General features: G+C 44.3%; 3 protein-coding genes. All 3 read left to right on the top strand.

The features are described 5' to 3' along the window. A partial coding sequence (locus AB4496_RS26275; protein WP_372132824.1) for an HAD hydrolase family protein occupies positions 1 to 163 on the top strand: 163 nt, incomplete at its 5' end. A 48-nt stretch (positions 164 to 211) separates the two neighbouring features. Further along, positions 212 to 700 carry a YhcH/YjgK/YiaL family protein gene (locus AB4496_RS26270; RefSeq protein WP_009845885.1) on the top strand — a complete coding sequence of 163 codons (489 nt, stop codon included), beginning with the start codon at positions 212 to 214 and terminating at the stop codon, positions 698 to 700. After that, positions 700 to 2,134, top strand: a 1,435-nt coding sequence (locus tag AB4496_RS26265) for an FGGY-family carbohydrate kinase (protein ID WP_372132821.1), incomplete at its 3' end; no start/stop codon positions are given. The genes AB4496_RS26270 and AB4496_RS26265, both read left to right, overlap by 1 nt.

The raw sequence follows: 2,134 nt of genomic DNA, 5'->3' as shown, positions 1-2,134 counted from the left end.
TAACCACAATGACATTTCGATGCTTAAAGCAGCAGGACTTGGCATCGCAATGCAAAACGCAGATGACACCGTAAAAAGCTCAGCCAACCTAATCACGCCCAAAAACAATGATGATAAGACAGGGTTAGCGACGCTTTTACAAGACCTATTTAGTGCCCATTAATTTAAAGCATTGGCTTAATTAAGCTGTTTATATTTAAAGAGAATTTTTATGTTAGTCGGAAATACTCAACCTACGCAGATCAGCAAGTCGTACCCTGTCGTTATTCAAAACGTGCTTGAGTACTTGAACAGTCTCGACCAAGAAAAACTCGCATTAGGTCGCCATGAACTCCCTGGTTTTGATTCAAAACAAGCATGGTTTGTTGTATTGGAATATGACAAAGAGCCTCTAGGAAACTTCCAACCTGAAGTCCATAAATACCATTCTGACTTGCAGATCATTCTCGAAGGTTCTGAAGTGATGGCATGGGCTATAGACACTGGCGAACACAGCAACGCACAACCTTATAACCAAGAACGTGACCTTCAGTTTTACGAATACCCAGGGATTGAACTCAGCTTCATTCATGCAAAACGCAATCAATTTTATTTATTCACGCCAAATATCGTGCATATCACCAATATTGAAAATGATGACAGCCAACCGGTAAGAAAACTGGTGGTGAAGATTCACAACGATTTACTGGAAGCCAAATAATGAATTACTACATTGGAATTGATTCTGGCGGCACTTTTATGAAAGCCGCGTTGTTTAACGCAAAAGGTGAACAACAAGGTCTTACCCGCGTATCGGCGAGCGTCATCAACGAAAAACAAGGTTGGGTAGAACGCGACCTAAACGCACTATGGGGTAACGCTGTCGATGTCATTAAGCAGCTTTTAGAGACCACAAAAGTAGAACCGACCTCTATCAAAGGCTTGAGCATTTCAGCCCAAGGCAAAGGCGTTTACCTTCTTGATAAAGAGGGACAAAACCTCGGCCACGGTATTATGTCTTCTGACTCGCGTTCACTGCCTATCGTTAAAGAGTGGCTAGAACAGGGTAAAGCAAAAGAGATCTATCCAACCACACTGCAAACACTGTGGACAGGTCACCCTGTATCGATTATTCGCTGGATCAAAGAAAACGATGCCGAACGATACAACAACATTGGCGCAGTGATGATGTCTCACGACTACCTTCGATATCGCTTAACGGGCGAAGTCGCAGCAGAACTGACCAATATTTCAGAAAGTAATTTTTTCAACTCCATCACTGGTGAGTATGACAAAGCACTTTTGGAAACCTTTGGCATCGAAGAAATTTGGGATGCGCTACCACCCGTTGTAAAACCTCAACAGCAAGCAGGGAAAATCACTGCGGCCATTGCTAATGAAACCGGACTAGCAATAGGTACGCCGGTGTTCGGCGGTTTGTTTGATGTTGTGTCTACCGCGATCTGTTCTGGAATCAACTCTTCAGAAGATACCCTGAATTACGTGATGGGCACATGGGCGGTCACGTCTGGTATCTCAAAACAAGTGACTCAAGAATCATACAATTTTGTTTACGGCCATTACGCCGTCGATAACGAATACATCATTCACGAAGCGAGCCCGACTTCTGCTGGCAATTATGAATGGTTCGCCGACTACCTTGGTGAAAATGGCCAGATTAACCACCAGCAAAATCAAGCGTTAGTCGAAGCATTAGATCCGGCATCAAGCAGTATCTACTTTGTGCCATTCCTTTACGGTTCAAACCAAGGGCTTGGCCTAAAGTCAGGCTTCTATGGTCTGCAATCGCACCATACTAAAGGGCACCTAATTCAAGCCATTTGGGAAGGCATTTTATTCTGTCACAACATTCACCTAGAACGTATGCGTCAGCGTTTTCCAAAAGCCAACAGACTAAAAGTGACAGGCGGCCCTGCATCTAGCCCTGTATGGATGCAAATGCTGGCTGACCTTACCGGCATGACCGTTGAAATATCAGACGTGGATGAAACCGGCTCATTAGGTGCCGCAATGATGGCAATGGTCGGCGCAGGTGAGTTCGCTTCATTAGAAGAATGTACTCAAGCCATCACTAATTCTACGTCACGTGTCGAGCCGAACCCTGAACACTACGACATATACCAAAAGAAATATA

It is taken from the genome of Vibrio sp. 10N.222.46.A1 (genome assembly GCF_041473595.1).
Lineage (GTDB): Bacteria > Pseudomonadota > Gammaproteobacteria > Enterobacterales > Vibrionaceae > Vibrio > Vibrio tasmaniensis_A.
This window is presented reverse-complemented; position numbering and strand designations above follow the sequence as displayed.